Source organism: Brucella grignonensis, from assembly GCF_002252505.1.
Classification (GTDB): Bacteria; Pseudomonadota; Alphaproteobacteria; order Rhizobiales; family Rhizobiaceae; genus Brucella; species Brucella grignonensis.
In genome coordinates this window covers 1-18,389 of the sequence record NZ_NNRL01000167.1, presented here as the reverse complement: position 1 = coordinate 18,389, position 18,389 = coordinate 1, and the positions used below count along the sequence as shown (strand labels likewise).

The following is an 18,389-nucleotide window of genomic DNA, read 5'->3' as shown; positions in this document are numbered from 1 at the left end:
GACACGGCCAGTAGGCCGCGTTGCTGCTTATCAGAGGCACCATGTCCGAACCTGCACTGAAGCTAAAAACGCGCGCGCTGAAAAAAACCTATGGGTCTGTCGTCGCTCTGGATTCGACCGATGTTGACGTGAGGGAGGGTGAATTTCTGACTCTGCTCGGTCCGTCCGGTTCCGGTAAAAGCACACTTCTGTGGGCGGTGGCCGGTCTGAACAACCCGCAGAGCGGTCAGATATGGATCGATGGTAAGGAGGCCACGCATCTGCCTGCGTTCAAGCGCGGCATTGGCATGGTGTTCCAGAATTATGCGTTGTTCCCGCATATGACAATCGGCCAAAATATTGCCTTTCCGCTGGAAATGCGCCGCCAGTCTCGTGCCGAACGCGAGGCCGCGACACGGCGCGTTCTGGACATGGTCAAGCTTGGTCACGTAATTGACCGATATCCGCGCGAATTGTCGGGTGGCCAGCAGCAGCGCATCGCGCTTGCGAGGGCGTTTGTCTATGAGCCCTCCATCATCCTGATGGACGAGCCTCTGGGCGCCCTCGACAAGAAGCTGCGCGATCACTTGCAACTTGAGATCAGGCATCTGCATCGCGAATTGGGTGTCACGATCCTCTATGTCACCCATGATCAGGAAGAAGCGATGGTGATGTCGGATCGCATCTGCCTGATGAACAATGCGCGGGTCGAACAGATCGGCACGCCAGAAGATCTTTATTTCCGCCCGGTTAGCGTGTTCGCCGCAGATTTTCTGGGTGAATCCAATCTGATTGATGGCGTCGTCACGCGCATCGAGGGCAATGAAAGTTTGGTGAACATGCGTGGCGCCGGCAATGTGCGCGCGGTTGCAAATCCGGACATTCAACCCGGAGCAAAAGTCAAACTCATGACTCGCCCTGAATCAGTTGAGATATTACCGGAAGGTCACAGCCGCCCCAATGAGGTCACCGGTGTGGTCAAAGAGGTCATCGTCGGCGGCGGCGCGACCAAGCTGTTTGTCGATATTGGCGACGAGACGGTGATGCAAGCAACCCAGTTGACCCGGGCGGCCGCCAATCGTCTAAATGTGGGCGCCAAGGTCCGGCTCGGCTGGCACGCGGAATCCGCCGTTATTCTGAAACATGACGAGCGGAAGACCGGACTATGACCAAGATCGAACTGTCGGACCGCTCGCAATTATCCTGGCTTAGGTCGATCCGCAATTATGTGCGAATCGCGCCGTCAATCGTCTATCTACTGATATTTCTTGTTCTGCCGGTCTCTCTGTTGTTTATGCTCAGCTTTGTCGACGCGGACGGTAAGCTGACGTTCGAACATTATGTCCGGCTCTGGAATACGCCGGTCTATGCCCAGGTTCTGGTCGCGACTTTGAAAGCCGCAACCTGGACCACCGTTCTATGCATCGTCGGCGGCTATCCGGTTGCCTATCTGTTGTCGACCGTCGGCACCACGGCGCGCGCAAGGCTGACGATCCTGGTCCTAATGCCGTTCTGGACCAGCTTTCTGGTTCGGACATTCGCCTGGATCGTCATTCTGGGTCGCAAGGGCCCGCTGAATACGCTCCTGATGGACATTGGTCTGATCGAACGTCCGCTGAAGATGATATTCAACTTCTCGGGTGTGATGATCGGTATGACACATGCTTTGATGCCGCTTGCTGTGCTGACCATGCTGTCGGTCATGGAAGGGATCGATCGCAATCTTTCCAAGGCCGGCGGAACGCTTGGCGCGCGTGGCTCGCAAACCTTCTGGAGGGTGTATTTCCCTCTGTCGTTTCCCGGTATCGCGGCCAGCAGCATGCTGGTTTTTATCACCGCGCTGGGTTTTTTCATCACGCCAGCCCTGCTTGGTGGCGCGGGCGACACGATGATTGTCCAAACCATCATCTTTCAGGTCAAGGATGTTTTGAACTGGGGTTTTGCGGGCGCAATCGGCGTTTTGCTGATGATCGTCGTCCTGATCATCTTCTTTGTCTATGACAAGCTGGTCGGCCTTACGACGTTGTCCGGTGGCGAAGCGCGCAAGGCGGCGACGTTCCGCCAAAATCCGATTGGTTACATAGGGTCGCTTCTGGGCGGCTGGGTCATCCGTGCCATGGCGACCATAAGCGGCTGGTTCGGTATGGCGTGGGAGCGAGTATTCCCGCCAAAACAAGGGCGCCAGGTCGGCGCGGGATCGCGCTTTGGCATCTGGTTCGTCGCCTCGCTGGTCTTGGCGTTCCTTGCGCTTCCCGCATTGTTCGTGATCCCGGTTTCTTTCACCGAGGCCGAGTTTCTGAGCTGGCCGCCGCAGGGCTTCTCGCTCAAATGGTATGCGTCCCTCCTTGAGAGCGATGTCTGGATCGATGCGCTCGCCCGTTCATTCGTTGTTGCGTTGATATCCAGCACGCTCGGCATGCTACTTGGCGTTCCGGCGGCATTCATGCTCGCGCGAGAATCCTTTCCCGGAAAGGGCGTAGCGTTTGCGTTCCTCGCCTCGCCGATCATCATCCCGCATATCTTTATCGCAGTTGGCTTGTTCTTTATCTATTCCAAGATCGGCCTGACTGGTTCGGTGCTCGGCTTAATCCTCGGTCATACCGTGCTGGCGGTGCCCTATGTCGTAATCGCGGTCCTGGCCGTCGTGAAAGGCTATGACGAACGTCTCGACATGGCAGCCTGGACACTTGGCGCCAATCGCTGGCGGACGCTCATGCGGGTGACCCTGCCGATGATCCGAACCGGCATCATTGCGGCTTTCATGTTTGCCTTTGTCATCTCGTTCGATGAATTGACAATTGCGCTATTTGTCACCGGCGGCGAGGTAACGACCCTGCCCAAGCAGATGTGGGACGATGCGTTGCTTAGCGTCAGCCCGGCGCTGGCCGCGGTCGCGACGCTACTGTTGTTGTTCATGTCCGGGTTCATCCTCGCGACCGAGGTGATGCGTCGCCGGTCGGCGAAGCTGCATTAAACGATCAATCAAGGTGCAATCCATGAAAATGACTTCGGGTGGTACGCCGGGCAACGTTGCAAAGGCGCAGGTAGCGATCGTGGGCGCGGGTATTGTTGGGGTCGCCACGGGGATCAACCTCCAGCGCAAGGGCGTCGAGGTTCTGATTGTCGATGAACGTGACCCGGGCGAGGGAGCATCCTATGGTAATGCGGGTGTTGTCGCGTCATGTGCGATCGTACCGGTGCCGGTGCCTGGAATCCTGACCAAGCTGCCGCAATTGCTGATGGACCCAATGGGACCATTGGCGATTGATCCGATTTTTGTCGTGCGCAACGCGCGCTGGTTTTTGGACTATGTCAGGCACAGTTCTGCAAGTCAGGTCAATCGCATTGCTGGCGAATTGATTAAACTGACGGAAAATGCCGCTGACGAGCACATTACGCTTGCGCGTGGAACGCGAGCCGAGGGGATGGTGCGCGAAAGCGACTATTATTACGTCTATCATGACCCGGATAACTACGCACAGGAGTCCTTCGCCTGGAACATTCGTCGCGACCATGGCTTCATCCCCGAAGAGGTCCGTGAGGCCGAATTGCGCCAGATCGAACCCGATCTGTCGTCCGATTTCCGCTTTGCGGTGCGGCTCAAGCGTCATGGCTATTCGGTTGATCCGGGTCGGCTGGTCAAGGAACTGGTCCAGACATTTCTTGAAAATGGTGGCCGGTTGCTTCGGTCCAGAGTCGCCGGTATCGCAACGGTGCCTGGCAAAGGCGTTGCACTGGAAACGGCCCACGGCCTTGTTCCATTCGACAAACTGGTCATCGCCGCTGGCGCCTGGTCGCAGGATCTTCTGACCTCACTCGGCATCAAGGTGCCGATGATCAGCGAGCGTGGATATCACCTCGAGTTCCGGGATACCGGTATTCGGCACAACAATCCGCTGATGGTGTCCTCCGGCAAATATGTGGCGACACCGATGTCGGGTCGGTTGCGTCTTGCAGGTATTGTCGATTTTCGTGCCATGTCCAGACCGCCGCAGCAGCGATTCTGGGATAGCCTGGCACGTCACGCGCGGCAATTGTTTCCGACAGCAAATCTGGCCTACATTGAACAATGGATGGGGCATCGTCCAAGTTTACCGGACAGCCTGCCGGTCATCGGCCCCGTGCCGGAGTTTCCCAACATTATCCTCGCGTTCGGACACCAACATATCGGTCTGACGGCAGGCCCGAAAACCGGCCGCTTGGTCGCTCAACTCACCAATGATGAACGGCCAAATGAAGATTTGACCGGATTCTCGGTGATACGCTTTGGACGCTGAGGCTGGCAGTCGACATTGAAATCGTACACGGCCCATCGGCATTGGTGGCACTGTAAACAGCTCTGTTGCAAAAACTCCGATGGTATAACGAAAAGCGGATTATGGGATCGCTAAGCCCCGTCGAGTATCGTAAAAGCCTCGGCCTTACGCCATAAACCAGTCCAAGTTTTTATCCGCACCCCCACTGGGTCAGTTCAGCTCTGTCGCAAATTTTCACTTCTGCTGAGTTATGCCACGCTTTGTGTATGTAACTCGGCGAAGAGATAGCGGATGACGGTCGATTTCAAAAGGGTTCATTTCCCCAAAAGTGTCATCCTTTATGCTGTTTTCTTTTACGTCCGTTATTCAGTTTCCTATCGTGATCTTCAGGAAATTATGGCTGAACGCGGCATAGAGATTGATCATGCGACATTGAACCGGTGGGTTGTTCGATACTCACCGCAGATTGCGGCTCAGGCACAGATCGCAAACGCTCAACACTTGGTTCATGGCGTGTTGACGAGACCTATATAAAGATCAAAGGAAATGGAGCTATCTGTATAGGGCGGTTGATCGTGACGGCTGAACGCTTGAGTTTATGCTCTCTGAGCACCGCATGTTGATTGCCGCGTGTGCCCCTGCGCCCGAAAACACGACACGGCGGCGCGTGGAATTCAGAAAGCCGGTCGCTTCCGTTGCGATCTTACCCGACGGAAGAAGGCAACCGAGGTGAGCGACGAAATAGTAATCGACGTCATCGAGGACGCCGGTCGCGATCATCGGCGCCGCGCCGCGTCCCCCTTCTTCCGCTGGCTGAAAAATCAACTTCACAGTGCCGCTCAGTTCCTCAAGGCCGAGCAATCTGGAAGCGCAAGCCAACCCGATGGCAGCGTGGCCATCGTGGCCGCATGCGTGCATGCGACCGTCCCACTCCGAACGGAAGCTTTGCAGGTTCGGCCCGTGCGACGGCGCATCGGACTCGAAAACCGGCAGGGCGTCCATATCAAAGCGGAATGCCAGAACCGGCCCATCACCGAACCGGTACGTCGCGACCACCCCGGTCTGGCCACCCGGCATACGTTCGATCCATTCGACGCCGCCGCCCTGAGCGATCGCTGCGTCCCGCGCCGTGCGGAGCGCGCTATCCGACGGTGGATCGATAATCGCACGGGCGTCCATCACCTGCGGACCAACAGCAACGTCATAGCCAAGCCGATGCAGGGTATCGGCAATTTTTGAGGCGGTCCGATATTCAAGAAACGCGGTCTCCGGCCGTCGGCGCGAACGGTCGCCAGACGAGAAGGCGCGGATCGTGACGGAAAGCGGGGCCGCATCACCGACTACCTTACTTGGTTCGACTTCGTCGTGCTCGATGAGTTCGGCTAGCTCCCCTTCGTCCAGGTCAGCAGCCAGTTGCTCTTCCACCTGATCAGCCGGCTTTACGAGCAGACCTCGATCATCGTCATCACCAACCTTGCGTTCGGGGAATGGCCAACCGTCTTCGGCGACGCCAAGCAACTCGGGGCTCTACAGTTCAGAAGTAAGCGGTGTTCTCAGGCCACGGCCTTAAGCTCGTGAGCGGCGACGTGGGCCCAGGGCAGGAGATCGTCGATTTGACTGTTTGGATGGCCGTTGACGATCCTGGCGAGCACGTCGGCCAAGTAGCCGAGCGGCTCGACGTCATTCAGCTTGCACGTCTCGATCAGCGAAGCGATGACGGCCCAGTGCTCGGTGCCGCCGTCAGAACCCGCAAAGAGGGCGTTCTTCCGGTTGAGCGCGATTGGGCGGATTGACCGCTCGACGGTATTGGAGTCGATCTCGATGCGTCCGTCGTCGAGGACGCGGGTGAGCCCCTCCCAGCGTGACAGCGTATAGCGGATTGCCTCGGCGAGCTCGGCCAGGATCGGCCGGCTCCTTTCCCGGCGCACGGCACGACGTGCGTCTGCCGGCTGGCCGCGGATGTCGTCCTCGACGTGATAGAGTTCTGCGATGCGCCGGAGCGCCTCGCTGGCGATCGGTGCTGGGCCGGCTGCCGCGAGTTCGTAAAAGCGCCGACGTACGTGTGCCCAGCAGAAGGCAAGCGTTGCGCCGCTCTTCTCGGCGAGCACCCGATAGCCGCCATAGCCGTCGACCTGCAGGATGCCGGCAAAGCCCGCGAGATGAACGATCGGTCGCTCGGCCTTGCGGTCCGTCGCATAGACATAGGCGACGCCCGGCGGATCGCTCCCGTCCCATGGCCGGTCATCACGAGCGTAAGCCCAAAGTTGCCCGGTCTTGGTCTTGCCGCGGCCGGGATCGAGCACAAGCGCCGTAGTCTCGTCTGCAAAGAGCTTCGGCGAGGCTTTCAGCTTCTCCAACAGCCGTTCGTGGACCGGACGCAGATGCCAGGCGGCGCGACCGACCCAGTCGGCGAGCGTGGAGCGGTCGAGGTTGATGCCCTGCCGGGCGTAGATCTGCGCCTGGCGATACAGCGGCAGGTGGTCGGCATATTTGGAGACCAGAACCTGCGCGACCGTCGTCTCGGTCGGCAGACCGCCTTCGATCAGACGGGCAGGCGCTGGAGCCTGCACGACCACGTCCTCGCAGGCACGACACGCATATTTGGGCCGGCGCACGACGATCACGCGCAGCTGCGCCGGCATGATATCGAGCCGCTCGCTGACGTCTTCGCCGATCCGATGAAGTCCGTTGCGGCAGCATGGGCAGGCATGGTCCTCGATGTCGACGACCATCTCGATGCGCGGCAGATGCGGCGGCAGTGCACCCCGGTTCGCCCGCCGCTTTGTGGTGCGCTCCCTGCGCGTGGCACGATCGGCACGTTCGGCCTCTTCCTCGCCTGCCGCCTCGATCTGCTCGGCCTCCGCAAGGCCAAGGAGCAGTTGATCTTCGGGCAGGCTCTCGGCGCGACGGCCGAAGCGGTGACGCTGCAATTCCTTGATGATCTGGGTCAGGCGAGCATTCTCGACATCGCGCGCCAGGACCATCGCCTTCAGCACATCCGGATCGTCGGGAAGCTGGTCCGCTGTCATCGCCATGATCAGATGAGACCATATTCGCCAGTTCCGGGCGACAGCGGAATCCAGGCTGATTCACTTGGTCGCGGATCAACCCGCTTGCGCCGGAGTGAGCGTCCGGCGGGCTTCATGAACCCGCTGCCAATCAAGCCCCTCAAGCAGCGCCGACAACTGAGCGGCCGTCAGCCGCATCACGCCATCCTGCACTTTCGGCCAACGGAACTCGCCATCCTCCAGCCGCTTCGCATAGAGGCAGACGCCGGTCCCGTCCCAGAATATCAGCTTGATCCGATCCGCTCGTTTCGCCCGGAACACGTAGACTGCGCCACTGAACGGATCGGCGCCCATTGTCTCTCGCACCAACGCAGCCAGCCCCTCCGCACCCTTGCGGAAGTCTACCGGCTTCGTTGCCACCATGACCTTGACGGCGCCCGTCGGCCCGATCACGACGTTGCCTTCAGCGCACGGATCACCGCCGCAACCGTTTTGGCGTCGGCTCCCCGGCCGACCCGCATGGCGATGCCGTCGATCTCAAGCTCGATCACACCGGCATCTCGGGTCGCCTTCCGCTTCCGCGGCTGCACTGGACGCGTCGGCGTGGGTTCCGGAGGCGCTGCCGTCAACACTGCCGGTACGAAGGCCGGGGATTCCTGCTGTACCGATGCAGCCTGTTTGCGCGCTTCGCGCCGCCAGGCGAACACCTGCTGTGGCCTGAGACCGTAACGCCGGGCGACTTCGGAAATGATTGCGTTCGGTTCCAGCGTCTCCGCGACGATCCGCGCCTTGTCATCCATCGACCAGTGACGCCGGCCGCCAGCACCGTTGATCACCTCGAAACGCCGGGGCTGTCGCTCCGGGTCAGGCGTAAGGTCAAGTCCAGACACAAGCCTATCTCCGATCCCAATACAGGATCGGCAACCTCACAGATCGCGATCACTCCCGAAAGGTGGCTCGGAAACACCGCTTACGATAGAGGCGTCGTCCTCCACCACGTAAACCGCCGTCTCGGCAAAGGCGGATGGGTCGCTAAGTATCTTGGCCCACATGGCAGAACGCATCTCGATCGACAGGCCAGCAAGCATGTCATCGGGCAAAATGCCGGCGTAGGTTTCGCGCCATGAGGCGACATGGACCGCCCCAAGTTTATCCGCGTCGTCTATCGTAGCTCTGCACAACATCGTTGCAAAACTCCCTCGACCTGCGACACCTCTTGCGACAAACATATGTGAAGTAGCGAAAGTCAGGAGTCCCGCGATAACTGACCCAGACTCAATGTTGCGATACCGGATAGAGCGATGCGATCAGCAAGATTGCCATGGCGATATTGAAGAACTGGAGCCGGCGACCGACTATCAACCAACGCTGAAGCGCGGTGCCCATCCATGCCCAGATAGCATTCGAGGCAAGCCCGATCAGTGCAAAGGCCGAAGCCACCAGCACAACGCAAACCACCCCCCTTTCCGGTGCAAAAAGGGTAATCGCGGATAAGCTGGTTGCCCAGACTTTCGGGTTGACCCACTGAAATGCTGCGGCTTGCAGAAAAGAAAGCGGTCTGCCAGCCGCTTTGCCAGCATCGGGTGGCGGGACGTTTGCAATCTTCCACGCAAGCCAGAGGAGATAGACCGTCGAGACGACGCGCAATACTGTTTCGAGGCTGGGGAGAGCGTCGAAAATCGCCATAAGTCCAACGCCAGCAAGCACAATGATCAACAGGACTCCAACGGAAATCCCAAGAAGATGTGGAATCGAGCGGCGAAGGCCGAAATTCGCACCTGACGCCATGACCATAATATTATTGGGGCCGGGAGTGATTGTCGCTGCAAATACAAAACTGGCGAGAGAAGGGATAATTGCGCCGTCCATAACGTTCTCCGTTTAAGATTTGGACGCCGCAATCAAGCCAGATAAATAAAAAGCCGCCCGATGCGGCGGCCCATAGTGCATAACAGTTGGAGCCGCCTTTCAGGTCAACAGCCACCAGCCAGCGATATGCACAAAATGATTGAATAGCTTGTTCATTCGGTGAATGTAGCTACAAAAGCCGCGTGACTTCAACAAGAAATCGGTTCGGCGGCCTTTGTCGTATGTTTTAGGAATTACGCGACACGTAGTCTAGGGTCTGTTGAGATTTAGATTTCCTCCGGATTAAATTTCTGATTCAAACTACGGATGGATAGATTTGTTTTAACCGATGCCCAATGGGCGAAGATGGAACCCCACTGCCTTGGCAAGGCGAGCGATCCGGGGCGCAGCGGCGGCGACAATCGGATGTTTATCGAGGCAATACTGTGGATTGTTCGAACTGGCAGCCCTTGGCGTGATTTGCCTGAGATGTTCGGTAGTTGGAACACCGTCTTCAAACGCTATCGGGATTGGGTGAAGGCGGATATTTTCAAGCTGTTGTTCGATGCTGCCTCTGAGGCGCCGGATATGGAATATGCTATGGTCGATGCAACGATCGTCAAGGTTCACCGTCACGGTCAGGGCTCAAAAGGGGGACTCAAAGCCAGGCCATAGGTCGTTCCAAGGGTGGCATGACGACCAAAATCCTCGCTCTGACTGATGCGCTCGGCAATCTCGTTCGATTTGAACTCCTTCCCGGGCAAAGGTTCGATACCGTCGGCGTCAAACCTCTCATCAATGGCCTGGAATTCGGCGCTTTGCTCGCGGACAAAGCCTTTGACAGCAATGAGATCATTACTGACCTCGACCAGCGCGGTGCCAAGGTCGTCATATCGCAGCATTCGCGCCGATCCCGTCCGCTTGCTATCGACCACGAAATTTACAAATGGCGCCATCTCATCGAGAACTTCTTCGGTAAGCTCAAAGAATTTAAACGCATTGCAATGCGCGCCGACAAAACCGATCAAAGCTTCAAGGCCAGAATCTACCTCGCAGCTGCCGTCATCAATTCGCGATGAATCTCAACAGGCCCTAGTCAGAGAACGTATCGGGCCGCATCGTCAGGGGCCGCCAGTCAAGCTGGCCTCCAAAAACTTCGCCCGCAAGTGTGCAGTCAAGGGCGCTGTAATTGGGACGAAGTATGTCGGTATTGAACTCCGTCATCGGAACCCGCACGAGCTTGGGTGTCTGCTTCCCGGCACGCTGAAGCGCTTCAAATGCCGTAGCAACCCAATCGGCACGCGATACAGGTGGGAAGCCGGCCAGATGTAGAATCTCCGGGATGGTATCGCCAGCAGCCATGCGCGCGGCCAATTTCAAGAGCCTCCTTGCGACGGGGAAAATCGGGGTTGGGGAGCCAATCTGGTCGTGTGTAACTCTGACGGTATCGGCTTCTCCGCGCAGCAGGCGCGCGATGAAATCCCTACGGTCACCGAACAGCCAAGCCACCCGCCCGATGCAAACGCCTTGGGCAGCCGCCAGAACATTGCTTTCGCCATCGGCTTTGAACTGGCCGTAACTGTTAGTAGGCGACACAGGATCGGACTCGCGCCACGGCCGGTTAAGCGCGTTTCCAAACACATAATCGGTCGAAATATGGATAAATGGCATTTCGACGTGGCGACAGGTCTGTGCCATATCTCCGGGCGCGGTAGCATTTACACGACGCGCACGTGCCGGGTCTGCATCGGACGCCTCGACACCAAGGGTCGCTGCATTAATCACAGCATCCGGGCGCAGCCGTTCAAGAACGCTTCGGAACGCGGTGACATCGGTAATATCCAGCTCTGAACTCGAAAGCCCCCGCACGTCCGGCCCACCGACCAGCGAGATCGCCCGCCCGAGCCGACCATTACCACCTGTCACGAGAACCTTGATAGGTACCCCCCCTTTTCTAAGCCAGCTTCCGGCGGAAGCTGAAGCAGCCTTGTCGCGAAAATCCCTTCACCTGCGACAAACATATGTGACGCAGCATGGTTTAGGAATATTGCGATAAAGCCATGTTTTACTCCAGCAAAAAGGCGACGCTCAGCGTGGCGTTGGTGCATCAATCCCCCGTTCGTTATAGAGTTTCTACAGCATTGGCTGTAATGTTCAGGTTCGTTGAGAATTCGGATCAAGCCGATGCCTTTCAAACACAATTTCGCTCGTCGTCACCGGATACCCAAACAGAAGTTCAAGGTCACAAACTGGGCAGAATATGAAGCAGATCTTCGTCAGCGTGGCAGTGTCACTTTCTGGATCAGTGAAGGAGCTATAGCCGGGTGGATTGCGCCACAGCGCAAGACACGTGGTGGTTAACGTCGCTATTCTGATCTGGCGATTGAAACGACGCTGATATGTGGCAAAGTATTCAACCAACCTCCGCGTCAGAGCGAAGGCTTGATGGCATCGCTGTTGACGCTGCTTAATGTTGAACTGTCAGTGCCAGACCATACAACATTAAGCAGACGCTCCGTCGATTTCGAGGTTTCCGGCTTAAACTGCCGCACCAGGATGGATGGGACTGACGGGCCTCTTCATGTGATCATCGATAGCACTGGTATGAGATATATGGCGCAGGCCAATGGCTTTAACACAAACATGGCGCTAAATCTGCTCGCAAATGGCGTAAACTGCACCTTGCTATTGATGCAGATAGCGATCAAGGGATATGTTGCAAAAATTTCGGTGAGGCAAAGTGTGGCCGACCGCTGGACGCAACTATGCTGCAAGTTCTGTGAATTGCTGTTTGAGCGAAAGTGGTTTCGCTGTTGCAAAGACGCCTTGTTGCTTGCGCATCATGTGAACGAGTTCGATGCCAGAAAGTGTGATGCTGGCAGCAGCTTCGGACTTGAAGCCGAGCATGCATCGTATCCGCCGTTTGACACGGCGATGATCCTGTTCAATGGCATTATTCATGTATTTACTGGAGCGGATAGTGATGGGGTTACCAGCCTGTAACAACCGGTTCTCTGCATCGCACTGCATGATGACCATGCGATTGGTCTGGCTGCCGTCAATAGTGACTTCTCCGGTCGGCCATGCCGGGCCAAAGCCTTGCGGATAAAGTGTTTGGCAGCTTTCAGCTTTCGGGCTTTACTAAACAGGAACTCGACCGTATCGCCATTGCTGTCGATTGCGCGATACAGATAAAGCCATTCGCCTTTGACCTTTATGTAGGTCTCGTCGAGGTTCCATTTCCGCGTGACCTGGCGCTTTCGCCGATAGAAGCGCTCAAGCAGCTTGGGGCTGAAATGCAAAACCCAGCGGTGCACCGTCGAATGGTCCATCGCGACACCGCGTTCCGCCATCATCTCCTTCAAATTGCGCAGACTAAGATTGTAAGCCAGATACCATCGAACACACAGGAGGATGACGGACTTATCGAAATGGCGGCCTTTGAACATCGAACTACTCAGCTTTATGAAGGCCAGAAACCTATATCAGGGTCCATTGACGAAACGTTTGCAACAGATCCCATAATAGCCGTGCCGCTCGGCCGTCACGACAACCCGCAAATCAATATCCGAATAGGCGTCGGCGCTGCCGGCCGCGAGCGAGCCGCCAAGGAAAACACAGTAAAATCCGGGTCGGCGGAGAAGAGCTCTACAGCCGTTTCAAGAAGCCGGTCCCGAGCGGCGATTAGCGATCGTTCATTCAAGTGCAATATTACAAACTCCCGAAACCTGCGGCACATTGAGCGGCCAAACCCGTAACATAACGAGCTATTGGTTTCGCACGACAAACAGAGAGTGTTGGCAGTCACTAGTTTGGGGAAACTACTCGACGGACCTTTGCAGCAAGTTCTTTAGCTTCGATTTCCGTATTTGAGGTCAAAAGGAAGCCCTGCGCGCGCACCGGATCAAGTATTTTGGGTGTCATAAGTATCCTGCCGTCTACTATAATCGCCAGCACTCGTCCTACGTTCTCGGTAGAAATTTTTTCATACTTTTCCGCACCCGCAGGGCTGAGAGTCACGTTAAAACCCGGCTTGCCTTCAACCCATTCGACTTGACCGACGCTCACAAAATCAGAAGGCCCTAGCAGCGCTTGGGATTCGACTTCCAACGTCTGACCACTTCCCTCGACCAGAAGTGCCGGGCCGCCCGAGGACACCTGCGAAACAAGCCTGATTTCGATAGGGGCAAATCCAGAGTTTGCTTGCGAAATGGCGAAGCTCAAGAGCAACCCAATCAGCATGAAGATAAAGCCAAATATTCTAGTCAAACGCATCTACTCACTCCTTGATTAATATCACTGGGAATTGGGTTTCGCGACGATGTCTTTTAAGTGTGAAAGCTATTGAGCGCGTGCGAGGTGGCTTTCCCAGCGTCGACGCGTCCGTGCTTCGTCAGCAACCGGATCGCGATGAAGGACGATCGCGCGACTTCCCGCCAGTCCGCACCTTCGGCCTTCGCATTGAGAAGGCGCAGATAGGTGACATAGTGCTGTTCATCGTAAGGCGTGATGTCGTTTCCCATGGGCGCCTCATCATCAACATCGGAATTGAGTTCGACGGGAACCCGCATCGTCATTCCCCTTCACCCTGGCCCAGTCGACCTGAGGCTGCGATTTCGGTCAACTCAAAGAATAAATGCGAAAATTGTCACAATAGGGTGGTTTCAATGCCCGTCTGGCACAAAAGCAGCAAACCGATCCTTTTGTGGCGCATTGGGAGCGTCATATTCGATTGTCACCGTGAGGTTACGCTGTAAGTGACTTTCTGTAGAAAGGCATCGTCCCCGCCTCACTGGCTTGGTCCGATAGCGATGGCAGCGGTAGAGCCTATCTGGGTGAAAGAATATTCAACCGCACCTCGCTTCCAGTAAGCCGATATCATTTCTATGGCGTCCTCTTTCTCCATGGTGTCGGGAATACCAAGTCGCTCTGACAACGCATTCAGCAAACCTGCGGGTTTCTTCGTCGAGAATGTACATGCTTTGTGTCCGTTTGGACCGACAGCGACCCAAAACGATAATAAGTCGGCTTCACCAGCATTATCGTCACGGCGCCAGCCCACAACCTCTACAGAGCCACCATTGTAGGCGACGAAATGAGACCGCCATTCTTCTGTTTCCGCATCGGTCTGCCGCCGCCAGCCAAGTTCGTCACCCTTCACTGTCGCCGCCCGCACATTGGGCGCTTCGCAGATATCGAGAAGGCGGTCTACCGTCATATCCATCGGCATGGCTGTAACAGCTCCTATGTTTAAAAACGCAGCGCAAACGCAGCTGATAACCGATATGCGCATGCACTTTGCGCCTTTCTTCCTTGACCTAAGAATCTATATTCTACTTCTATTCCTTGAGGTGGCCATTTTCGCAGCTTGGGGCCGACTAGGCCTGATTACCAACGTGTGAGCGTAATCGGCGGACATCCGTCTCAGGAATCGCCAAAGAGTGTTGCGACACTTTGCGGTCCGGATTCGAACCGCTGCAAATGTTTATCCTGATCAGCTATCGGAAGGTTGTCGGCAGCCATTAAGCCACACGTCGCTCAGTCCCTCGGGAGCGCACGATCCTGCCACCAGACGTTCAATCCGATCAGTACGCTCGTTGAGCGCGGTATCGTTCTCTCTAAGCTTGTACGATCCCGGCGCGATAAGAACGGCCACCAATCGAATGAACTCCGTGTTACTTAGCTCGGCTGGTGGTCGCCCATAGATCCTGGAACTTGCCTTGTGGAAGCCTGTCATCCACCCGTCCGGGCCTTCGCCCATCTCTAATGTGTCGAGCCACAGGGTAAGGATTTGCTCCTTGGAAAGCCGGCTTTCCAACCCTATCGCGTAGCCTGTTTGTCGAATTTTTCCGATACCTGGATGGAATTTGTTAAAAGCGAGGCGCTTGGAAGCCGATTGCGTTATTGTTGTCGCTCCTGCTCCGGCGGTCGAGAAATCTACTCCAGCATGATTGGCAAAATTCGGATCTTCCACCTGCAGTAATATTGCAAGATACTCCGCTCCAAGCGAGGCGCCGTCTCGCCCCTGCGCGATCAGATCATCCGCGCGCTGACGCAATTGCGGAGCGTCCGATAGAGCATCCCAATATCCTTTTCCACCATATAGAGCGGCGGTGGCGATCAATAAAACCAGGAAAAAGCCAGTGAATTTGTAGATTCGTTTCATACAACCTCTCACACGGCATCACGTAGGGGGACGCAGAGACACTACACACCAAATTGTTGCAGAAGTTAGGTACTTCCGCAACATGCTAATTCTATGTCCAGAACTAGCGGGCAGGACTCGGCAATTGCTGGCGACGGCGACAACATGGTCGCCAAGTAGATCTCCTATATATTCTATATATGTTGTTGCTTCGGCATCCTCTTCATTTAGCGTCCTCCTGCTGGCTGGTTACGGCCTTTCGCAGTGATGCTTGAACCAGATCGAAGGTCGTCAGCCCGGGTAATCGTGAAAAGAAGGTATTGGGATCACCGCTTGGCGACAGGCGCGACCAGATGCTTACGACATAGAGTTTTTGATCGTGCCAGATGACGTTGGCGATGAGGTCGCCGCTAGCTTCTCCGTCTTTCTTCGCGACGGAGAAGCGAAATTGGCGGGACACGACCCCGACCTTACGGAAGTCTGCATCCTCGCTGCTTGCAAGTAGCGTCGGCAGCTTCACGTCTGGCGACTGCTGCACAAAGTAATCACGAATCAGCGCTGGCCCAATTTCCTGGAGATCGGGCTTATCCTTTCGTTCTTGCGCAAACAGCCAGAACAGCCCTTCCGTGTGCCCGTCCTTTTCGCGCTGAAGGTGGAGTTCTGCTGGCAGCGGTCCCTTAAAGTCGTTGATTGCCACTTTCCAGATGTCTGGAACCGCCAGAGAGACCACACGGTCGCCAATCCGGATGTTAATTCCTTTCATGTATGCGTCGTAGCCCTGAACGCGACCATTGCTGAAAACAAGGTTCGTGAACAGGGCTCCGGCAAAATTGCGCGCGACTCGCCCGATTTCCGTTCGCTTGTCATCGCTGGCTGCTTTGGTCAAATCGGCAACGATATGGAAGGTCAGCACCTTGTCACCGCGCGCATAGCATTGGCTGAAAGTGCCGCTCGTGAAAGGGGGATCGCCCGGTTGCACGGCAAAGAGCCGGGTTGCGGAAAAGTCCGCGACAGACCGAATCTGGCGGATCGTGTAACCGGAATTTTTCACTTCATACACGCAAACACGGGCCGCCGAGCCGATCGTGGTCAGATGATAGCCCTTGATGGTGGCCTCGATCGGCATATCAGGCAACTGAATCTTGCCGATGATCCTAACGCTGCCGATCTCCTTTGCGCGATCAAGGGGGCGCATAGCGACGGTTTCGACTTTTGCCCGATCCGGTACGAATGTCTCGAAATTAATATCCTCGTCGCCAAAATCGAACGCTCTAAGGCTCCAGCCACTCGTCTCCTCCTTTTGCAGTCTGATATCGGGGACGATCGCGTCATCGGCTTTTGCTGAATGGGCGAAACCCAGAGCGATGACGGAGATCACAGAGAGCAGCATCCGGCGGAGCATGGCTTGTTTGTCAGCTTCCATGGCTGCGCACCCATGCAAGTGCTTCGACCGTCTGCTGCGGGTTCTTCAGTTTGGCGATGCGCTTCAGCTCCTTGTCCTTGAATGGGTTCCCGGAAATATGGAGGCCGAACGGGCCGCTTCCCGCCCTTTCTTCGAGCTTGGTAAGCTTTCCGAGCGCCTTCGGCAGCGTCTCCAGCTTGCAGTTCCGAAGTTCAAGACTGAGCAGTTTGGTGAGCCGCCCGATCTGTGGAGAGAGCGCCTTGAGCGAGTTCCCCTCGAAATCGAGTTGAATGAGTTCGGACAGGCCAAAGACCTCCTCTGGGATTTTATGCCGGAACGAGTGCCCCAGGGACAGGCTTCGAAGGTTCGGAAAATTGGCAAGATAGCCCTCGGATATCTCCAGCCATTCGGTGCGGTCCAGCCCAAGCCTTCTAATGCTGTTTGACGGCTGTTCGAGCTGCGGCAGCCTGGTGAGCGCACTGCGGCCGAGTTCGAGGGACTCGAGACCTTCCATCAATAGGAGCGCCGCCGGCACCTCGCGTAGCGGGTTCCCAAAAAGCGATAAATGTTCAAGCCGAAGTGCCTCCCCGAATTCCTTCGGGATCGTTTCGATCCTGTTATCCATCAGAAAGAGAAAGGTGATACCTTCCGATTGGTAGAGCTCATCGGGCACCTTGCGCAGCTTCAAACTGTTGAGATCGAGCGTATCGTGCGAATGTCGACTGAGCAGGTAATCGAGTTCGTCGTCGTCCGACCAGTCATCAAGCGACGCTGGGTCGGGCCGACCCGCCGCGCGCCATGCAATACGGTCAAGTGCGAGTTGATAGCCCTGCGCTGGAGTCAGGTCATCGGGGAGTTCGGTTTCCCATGGTGCAATCTGCTTCATCGCATCTTACCCCGCGTCAAGATTGGGTTGTAGCTTATTGGGTAGCTGGCGAGCGAGAGTGCGATAATCGTTGGCCGCGAGATCACTGACCGAGTAATCGCCGGTGTCATGTATGCGGCGCAGCTCCTTTTGTTGACGGTCGCAGATTTTCGGCTTCTTGCCGCGCAGTTTCCCCTTGGCACGGACGAGTGCCATCCCATCGCGCGTTCGCATTTTGATGAGGTCCGCTTCAAATTTGGCAAAGGTAGCGAGGATGTTGAGAACAGCTTGCCCATTGGGTCAGACGGATCATGGACGCTCACCCCGATCTGCAACTTCACACCCCGCGCTGAAAGATCATCGCCGATCATGCGTGCGTCCGGCACCGAGCGTGCAAGGCGGTCCAGCTTGGATACGACCAATGTGTCACCGCTGCAGACGGCCGCAAGCGCCTGATCCAAACCGGGTCTTGCCCGGTTCGTGCTGCTGAACCCGTGATCGGTATAGACTCGATCCGCCGCAACGCCGAGCTTTAGCAAAGCGTCCTTCTGAGCAGCGAGGTCCTGTTTGTCGGTCGAGCAGCGAGCGCAGCCGATGAGCGTTTTCATCATGCCAAAATTTGTAACGTAAAGGGCTCCCTCAACGCAAGAAATACAGCACCATTCAAATGAGACGAAAGGCTTCCCGGCAAAACGAGGCTTTATGGGCTGTGTCGCAAAGTTTTGAGCAGAGTAGAACTGTCCTTATCTCTGGACGCAATTATGCTGCGAGTTCAGCAAAGACCTGAAATGGTGATCGGTTGTCGTTGGCGAATTGCTTTTTGCGGATCATATGCGCCACTTCGATTCCTGCGAGTGGGGCTGCAGCGGAATGAAATGCTTTGAAA

At 56.3% G+C, this 18,389-nt stretch carries 18 protein-coding genes and 5 pseudogenes; 7 read left to right on the top strand and 16 right to left on the bottom strand.

Annotated features, from left to right (window positions below):
* Window positions 1–41 precede the first annotated feature (41 nt).
* From CEV33_RS21195 to CEV33_RS21180, 4 genes and pseudogenes are all read left to right on the top strand, one after another.
* Complete coding sequence (locus CEV33_RS21195; RefSeq protein ID WP_094542351.1) at window positions 42–1,148, top strand: ABC transporter ATP-binding protein; 1,107 nt, start codon at window positions 42–44, stop codon at window positions 1,146–1,148.
* Window positions 1,145–2,953, top strand: coding sequence for an ABC transporter permease subunit (locus tag CEV33_RS21190; protein WP_094542348.1), 1,809 nt, complete (start codon window positions 1,145–1,147; stop codon window positions 2,951–2,953). The genes CEV33_RS21195 and CEV33_RS21190 overlap by 4 nt, the downstream gene beginning before the upstream one ends.
* Before the next feature lie 22 nt (window positions 2,954–2,975).
* Window positions 2,976–4,256 (top strand): NAD(P)/FAD-dependent oxidoreductase, encoded by a 1,281-nt coding sequence (locus tag CEV33_RS21185; RefSeq protein ID WP_094542346.1) that lies wholly within the window; start codon window positions 2,976–2,978, stop codon window positions 4,254–4,256.
* Between the two features lie 270 nt (window positions 4,257–4,526).
* Window positions 4,527–4,818 (top strand): annotated as a pseudogene (locus CEV33_RS21180) (IS6 family transposase); the annotation flags it as partial.
* Here CEV33_RS21180 and CEV33_RS21175 read toward each other — a convergent pair.
* Window positions 4,788–5,456 (bottom strand): M20/M25/M40 family metallo-hydrolase, encoded by a 669-nt coding sequence (locus CEV33_RS21175; RefSeq protein ID WP_235818492.1) that lies wholly within the window; start codon window positions 5,454–5,456, stop codon window positions 4,788–4,790. The pseudogene CEV33_RS21180 and the gene CEV33_RS21175 overlap by 31 nt on opposite strands.
* Window positions 5,457–5,522: 66 nt before the next feature.
* Here CEV33_RS21175 and CEV33_RS21170 point away from each other — a divergent pair.
* Window positions 5,523–5,765, top strand: a pseudogene (locus CEV33_RS21170) (ATP-binding protein); the annotation flags it as partial.
* Between the two features lie 23 nt (window positions 5,766–5,788).
* Here the strand turns inward: CEV33_RS21170 and tnpC are convergent.
* The 5 genes from tnpC to CEV33_RS21145 all read right to left on the bottom strand — a co-directional run bounded on the left by tnpC (window position 5,789) and on the right by CEV33_RS21145 (window position 9,112).
* Complete coding sequence (gene tnpC, locus CEV33_RS21165) at window positions 5,789–7,270, bottom strand: IS66 family transposase (protein WP_094542344.1); 1,482 nt, start codon at window positions 7,268–7,270, stop codon at window positions 5,789–5,791.
* Between the two features lie 69 nt (window positions 7,271–7,339).
* On the bottom strand, window positions 7,340–7,696 hold the full coding sequence (gene tnpB / locus CEV33_RS21160; RefSeq protein ID WP_094542341.1) for an IS66 family insertion sequence element accessory protein TnpB: 357 nt from the start codon (window positions 7,694–7,696) through the stop codon (window positions 7,340–7,342).
* Window positions 7,693–8,133, bottom strand: a complete 441-nt coding sequence (gene tnpA / locus CEV33_RS21155; protein ID WP_208620239.1) for an IS66-like element accessory protein TnpA — start codon at window positions 8,131–8,133, stop codon at window positions 7,693–7,695. The genes tnpB and tnpA overlap by 4 nt, the downstream gene beginning before the upstream one ends.
* Before the next feature lie 36 nt (window positions 8,134–8,169).
* Window positions 8,170–8,427: a hypothetical protein gene (locus tag CEV33_RS21150; RefSeq protein WP_094542339.1), complete on the bottom strand. Its 258-nt coding sequence runs from the start codon at window positions 8,425–8,427 to the stop codon at window positions 8,170–8,172.
* A gap of 91 nt (window positions 8,428–8,518) precedes the next feature.
* Complete coding sequence (locus tag CEV33_RS21145; RefSeq protein WP_094542337.1) at window positions 8,519–9,112, bottom strand: LysE family translocator; 594 nt, start codon at window positions 9,110–9,112, stop codon at window positions 8,519–8,521.
* 306 nt (window positions 9,113–9,418) lie between these two features.
* Here CEV33_RS21145 and CEV33_RS21140 point away from each other — a divergent pair.
* A protein-coding gene (locus CEV33_RS21140) for an IS5 family transposase (RefSeq protein ID WP_094542334.1) occupies window positions 9,419–10,170 on the top strand; the annotation gives its coding sequence in 2 pieces (ribosomal slippage) (window positions 9,419–9,749 and window positions 9,749–10,170; 753 coding nt in all).
* Window positions 10,171–10,183: 13 nt separating this feature from the next.
* Here the strand turns inward: CEV33_RS21140 and CEV33_RS21135 are convergent.
* A complete protein-coding gene (locus CEV33_RS21135) occupies window positions 10,184–11,017 on the bottom strand; it encodes an SDR family oxidoreductase (protein WP_167388204.1) in 834 nt (277 codons plus the stop codon).
* A gap of 258 nt (window positions 11,018–11,275) precedes the next feature.
* On the opposite strand from CEV33_RS21135, the pseudogene CEV33_RS21130 reads away from it, so the two are divergent.
* Window positions 11,276–11,805, top strand: a pseudogene (locus CEV33_RS21130) (IS5 family transposase); the annotation flags it as partial.
* 49 nt (window positions 11,806–11,854) lie between these two features.
* On the opposite strand, the gene CEV33_RS21125 reads toward CEV33_RS21130, so the two are convergent.
* The 9 genes and pseudogenes from CEV33_RS21125 to CEV33_RS21085 all read right to left on the bottom strand — a co-directional run.
* Window positions 11,855–12,540, bottom strand: a protein-coding gene (locus tag CEV33_RS21125; protein ID WP_208620238.1) for an IS6 family transposase whose coding sequence is annotated in 2 segments (ribosomal slippage) — window positions 11,855–12,159 and window positions 12,159–12,540 — 687 coding nt in all. Because the reading frame shifts where the segments join, the coding sequence is not laid out codon by codon here.
* Window positions 12,541–12,898: 358 nt separating this feature from the next.
* Window positions 12,899–13,366 (bottom strand): SecDF P1 head subdomain-containing protein, encoded by a 468-nt coding sequence (locus CEV33_RS21120; protein WP_094542328.1) that lies wholly within the window; start codon window positions 13,364–13,366, stop codon window positions 12,899–12,901.
* Between the two features lie 66 nt (window positions 13,367–13,432).
* Window positions 13,433–13,662, bottom strand: a pseudogene (locus tag CEV33_RS21115) (DUF2285 domain-containing protein).
* A 218-nt stretch (window positions 13,663–13,880) separates the two neighbouring features.
* Window positions 13,881–14,321, bottom strand: a complete 441-nt coding sequence (locus CEV33_RS21110; RefSeq protein WP_094542326.1) for a hypothetical protein — start codon at window positions 14,319–14,321, stop codon at window positions 13,881–13,883.
* Between the two features lie 264 nt (window positions 14,322–14,585).
* Window positions 14,586–15,257 carry a transglycosylase domain-containing protein gene (locus CEV33_RS21105; protein WP_094542323.1) on the bottom strand — a complete coding sequence of 224 codons (672 nt, stop codon included), beginning with the start codon at window positions 15,255–15,257 and terminating at the stop codon, window positions 14,586–14,588.
* 202 nt (window positions 15,258–15,459) lie between these two features.
* On the bottom strand, window positions 15,460–16,659 hold the full coding sequence (locus CEV33_RS21100; protein WP_094542321.1) for a hypothetical protein: 1,200 nt from the start codon (window positions 16,657–16,659) through the stop codon (window positions 15,460–15,462).
* Entirely contained in the window at window positions 16,649–17,524 is an 876-nt protein-coding gene (locus CEV33_RS21095; protein WP_094542318.1) for a leucine-rich repeat domain-containing protein, read from the bottom strand. Before CEV33_RS21095 ends, CEV33_RS21100 begins: the two co-directional genes overlap by 11 nt.
* Window positions 17,521–18,114 (bottom strand): recombinase family protein, encoded by a 594-nt coding sequence (locus tag CEV33_RS21090; protein ID WP_445433020.1) that lies wholly within the window; start codon window positions 18,112–18,114, stop codon window positions 17,521–17,523. Before CEV33_RS21090 ends, CEV33_RS21095 begins: the two co-directional genes overlap by 4 nt.
* A 148-nt stretch (window positions 18,115–18,262) precedes the next feature.
* Window positions 18,263–18,389 (bottom strand): annotated as a pseudogene (locus CEV33_RS21085) (IS6 family transposase); the annotation flags it as partial.